The organism is Pseudomonadota bacterium, assembly GCA_039714795.1.
GTDB lineage: Bacteria > Pseudomonadota > Alphaproteobacteria > JAGOMX01 > JAGOMX01 > JBDLIP01.
This window is the reverse complement of record JBDLIP010000141.1, coordinates 1-4,041: the sequence shown is the minus strand read 5'-3', so window position 1 is coordinate 4,041 and position 4,041 is coordinate 1. Positions and strand designations below refer to the sequence as shown.

General features: G+C 42.3%; 3 protein-coding genes and 2 pseudogenes. 4 read left to right on the top strand and 1 reads right to left on the bottom strand.

Annotation, left to right across the window (positions count from 1 at the left end):
• Positions 1-92 precede the first annotated feature (92 nt).
• The 4 genes and pseudogenes from ABFQ95_07935 to ABFQ95_07920 all read left to right on the top strand — a co-directional run bounded on the left by ABFQ95_07935 (position 93) and on the right by ABFQ95_07920 (position 2,867).
• Positions 93-1,070: pseudogene (locus tag ABFQ95_07935) on the top strand (trifunctional transcriptional activator/DNA repair protein Ada/methylated-DNA--[protein]-cysteine S-methyltransferase).
• 1 nt (position 1,071) lies between these two features.
• Positions 1,072-1,856, top strand: a pseudogene (locus tag ABFQ95_07930) (isocitrate lyase/phosphoenolpyruvate mutase family protein).
• 21 nt (positions 1,857-1,877) lie between these two features.
• Complete coding sequence (locus tag ABFQ95_07925) at positions 1,878-2,297, top strand: ester cyclase (GenBank protein MEN8237449.1); 420 nt, start codon at positions 1,878-1,880, stop codon at positions 2,295-2,297.
• A 21-nt stretch (positions 2,298-2,318) separates the two neighbouring features.
• Complete coding sequence (locus tag ABFQ95_07920) at positions 2,319-2,867, top strand: GNAT family N-acetyltransferase (protein ID MEN8237448.1); 549 nt, start codon at positions 2,319-2,321, stop codon at positions 2,865-2,867.
• On the opposite strand, the gene ABFQ95_07915 is transcribed toward ABFQ95_07920, so the two are convergent.
• Positions 2,846-3,319 (bottom strand): GNAT family N-acetyltransferase, encoded by a 474-nt coding sequence (locus tag ABFQ95_07915; protein ID MEN8237447.1) that lies wholly within the window; start codon positions 3,317-3,319, stop codon positions 2,846-2,848. The genes ABFQ95_07920 and ABFQ95_07915 overlap by 22 nt on opposite strands.
• Positions 3,320-4,041 lie beyond the last annotated feature (722 nt).

Below are 4,041 nucleotides of genomic sequence, written 5' to 3'. Positions count from 1 at the left end.
GCATGCCAGATCTTGATGAGATGATTGACAACATACGCTTAAATTTCGGATCTCTCTGATCCTACTGGTACTTTTGGAGGCGTTTCACACAAAACCCCTATGTGGGAGTTAAAACCACTGGTGTATTTTGTCGCCCAACTTGTCCTGCCCGCAAACCAAAATTTGAAAACTGCGAATTCTTTGCCACAGCGCAACTTGCGCTATTGGCATCTTTTCGCCCGTGCAAGCGTTGCAGGCCGCTATCTCATCCCAATCAGGTTTCTGAACTGGTGCAAACGTTGGTATCGGCGGTTGAGGCAAATCCTGAAAAGCGTTGGAAGGATGAAGACTTTCAAAACCTATCGGTTGACGCCTCCACAGCGCGGCGTCAGTTTAAAAAACGATTTGGTATGACATTCATTGAGTATGCCAGGGCGCGGCGCATGGGATTGGCCATGAAGCACATACGGAAAGGATCGTCAGTAATTGATGCTCAGCTTGATACGGGATATGAGTCCAGTAGCGGCTTTAGAGACGCGTTTTCTCGCATCATGGGAGCTGCTCCTACTCTACTAAAGCCTGATAAGATCCTAAAAGCATCGTGGCTGGACACACGACTTGGACCAATGCTAGCTATCGCTGATGAGCAAAAATTATATTTGCTCGAATTTGTCGACCGTAGAGGCCTTGAGCGTGAAATAGAAAGGCTCCGCACCAGCACAAAATCAGCCATTATTCCAGGCAGTACAAATCCTATAGTTTCAATTGAAGCAGAGCTGCAAGCTTATTTTGCAGGGCATTTGCAATCATTTAAAACACCAATTCATCTGCTTGGCAGTCCTTTTCAAAAGACAGTCTGGCAGTCTCTCATGCGCATTCCCTATGGAGAAACCAGAAGTTATGCAGAGCAAGCAAGAGCTATTGGCAAACCCTCTGCCTTTCGGGCTGTTGCCAATGCTAATGGAGCCAATCAGTTGGCCATTGTGATTCCTTGTCACCGGATTATCAATTCCAATGGTGAACTGGGCGGCTATGGTGGCGGTCTGACCCGGAAAAAATGGCTGATTGAACATGAAAAGAAAGGAGCATAATATGGCGAATCAATTAGAGCAAGCGCATCTTTTGCGGAAGCTACATACCAAAGGCAAGCCTCTAGTTTTGTTTAATATCTGGGATGCTGGTAGCGCTAAAGTTCTGCAAGAACTTGGGGCACAGGCAATAGCTACAAGTAGTTGGTCAGTTGCCAGTGCTCATGGCTATGAGGATGAGGAAAAACTTCCCTTTGATTTAGTGATTGCAAACCTGCAGAGAATCATTGCAAGCGTTGATCTACCCGTCACAATTGATTTGGAAGGAGGTTATGGCCAAACTCCAATACAGATACAAGAAAATGTTACAAGAATTATAAATGTAGGCGCTGTGGGAATAAATTTTGAAGATCAAATAATAGGAACAGGTGAGCTGTATACCTGCGATGACCAATGCGGGCGTATTAAAGCCATAGTAGATGGACACAATCCGCTTCAATCCCCATATTTATTAATGCTCGGACCGATACTTTTTTAAAAGTTGCCTCCAAAAATCATGATGAGTACATTGAAGAGTCGATTCATCGGGCCTCAGCTTATGCAAACTCTGGCGCGGATGGCTTTTTTGCGCCAGGCTTAAAAGATGAAAACTTAATTGAATATTTATGCGAAGCTTCTCCTATACCAGTAAACATAATGGTTTTGCCCGATGGGCCGACGCCTCAAAAACTCATGGAATTAGGCGTCTCTCGGATTAGCTATGGCCCGATTCCCTACAGCCATGCTATGGGTAGTCTGAGAGATGCAGGGCGCAAGGCGCTTGCAAATAGTGATATGTACCAGTGCTGAATCAAAATGAGGAGAATTAATATGTCAGTTATGAATGAGAACAAAATAATTGTTAATCGTTATTTTGAAGAAGTTTGGAATCAAGGTAAGCTTGATGTTTTAGATGAAATCGTGAGTGTTGACTACATTAACCATAGCCCTGGCATGCCTAATCCCCCGCGTGGTCCAGAAGGCATAAAACCTATTGTGACCGCGATACGTGAAGCATTTCCTGATTTAAAGTATGTTATTGAAAATCTAGTTGTTTCTGAAGATCAGGTTGCTATTCGTACAACGATGTACGGTACGCATTTAGGTGATTTTTTTGGTCTGGCGCCGACAGGAAAAACAATAAAGGTTACTCAAATGCAAATTGAACGTATTGATAATGGTAAGATTGTTGAGCATTGGCGCGTCACGGACGACCTTACGATGATGCGGCAGCTCGGTCAAATGACCTAAATCCAATCAAGTTATGGAAATATGTCTACAGATAGATACGTAATCAGAGAAGCAAACATTCAAGATGCCGAAGGCATTGCAGCAGTTCACGTAAAATCTTGGCAGACGAGCTATGCAGGTATTATGGATTCGAAATTTCTAGAAAATATCAGCTACGAACAGCGCTTGCGTTTAAGAAGAGAGATGTTGCAGTCTCCACATTTTTTTCAACTTATGGTTTTGTATAAAGATCAGATAGTTGGTTTTGCAGTGACAGGACTTATGCAAGCAGAATTAAAAAATCGCCCTGCAAAACCCAAGAAGCAGTCTGACCAGGTTGGTGAGATCTATGGCATTTATCTTTTACAAGAGCATCAAGGTCAGGGGATTGGTAGAGAGTTATTTACAAAATGCCGACAATGGTTCCACGAGCAACATATAGCTACGTTTGTGCTCTGGGTTTTAAAGGACAATACCAGCGCCCGGAATTTTTATGCCAAGCACGACGGACAGATTGTGGATGAAAAAATAAGCGCAATTGGTGATGAGGAGTTTTTGGAGTATTGCTATCAGTTTGTAATATCAGATTGAAGATATTTGCACATATACACCATTGGTTGTTCTGGTCCATAAGGACATAACTCAAACAATGGCTGAAAGCCAACTTTGCAATAAAAATCAAAAGTTTTTAGATAGTACTCGTCGCTGGCTTTTGGACTGAGAGTTTCAACAGTGATTGTTGTAGCACCTTGTTGCCCAGCATAAGCCTCAGCTGCGCTAATCAAGGCATTTCCAATACCCTGGCCGTGATAATTAGGTTTAACCCCCATCCAATAGATGTTGGCATTATTGGGAAACGGAAATTCCAGCGCTAATAATCCTACAAATGGTTCGCCAGATTGTACGGCAAAAGAGGTGCGCTCCAGCATGCCTTTGACGTAACGTTCATTGGATTGAGGTTGCCCGAACCATTCAGGCAAAGTGGTTGTGATCTCTCGGCATAACTGTTGTGCTTGGCGTGGGGTAATTTGCGTGATGTTCATATTTGCTTCATATCACAGTTTGCAAACAACCACCATTGAGGGGTTATCCTTTGTCCACTCAGATTTTTGGTAGTCACCGTAGATCAACAACTTCTCAAGTACTTATGGAATTAGGCGTATCTCGGATTAGCTATGGTCCAATTCCCTATTGCTATGGAAAATCTGAAAGACGCTGCTTGCAATGCATTTGCCCTGAACCATTGATCAAATCAGTTGAATATTGAGGCAACACACGATTTACTCAATGGATATAAAATCCACTGTACTTCATGACACCCTGAAGCTACATTAATTCCATAATCACCGATATTCACGGAATTAATTGAGCATTAAATTTCAAATTCTCTAGGAAAGCCTCCCCTCCAAAACTCCTGAAAACATTAGCATTAACCAGATTCGCAAATTTATCTGAGCATATATTGATGTTTGAAGGTACATCTTATTGGCATTTAGGCTCCTGCTATATACCACCATATAAAAAGCTATGCTACTTCAATGGGCTGAAAATAAAGCATTTTTTAAGAATTGATCATTACATCGTCTGTTTTTAACTTTTGCTCAATTATACATTCACGTAATAAATAAACATTAATTCTGGGGGTGCCACTTTCAGAAAACTAGTGTACTGCGCTGCACCCCAAAAACTGGACAGTTGAATAAGTGAGTTTTTCAGCCCCTGGGTTTGTTGTATAACCGTAACAATTCAGGAGAATGAAAATGGG

Coding starts and splice junctions, on each gene's coding strand:
- ABFQ95_07920 (MEN8237448.1), top strand. CDS start 2,319: ATGTCTACAGATAGATACGTAATCAGAGAAGCAAACATTCAAGATGCC.
- ABFQ95_07925 (MEN8237449.1), top strand. CDS start 1,878: ATGTCAGTTATGAATGAGAACAAAATAATTGTTAATCGTTATTTTGAA.
- ABFQ95_07915 (MEN8237447.1), bottom strand. CDS start 3,319: ATGAACATCACGCAAATTACCCCACGCCAAGCACAACAGTTATGCCGA.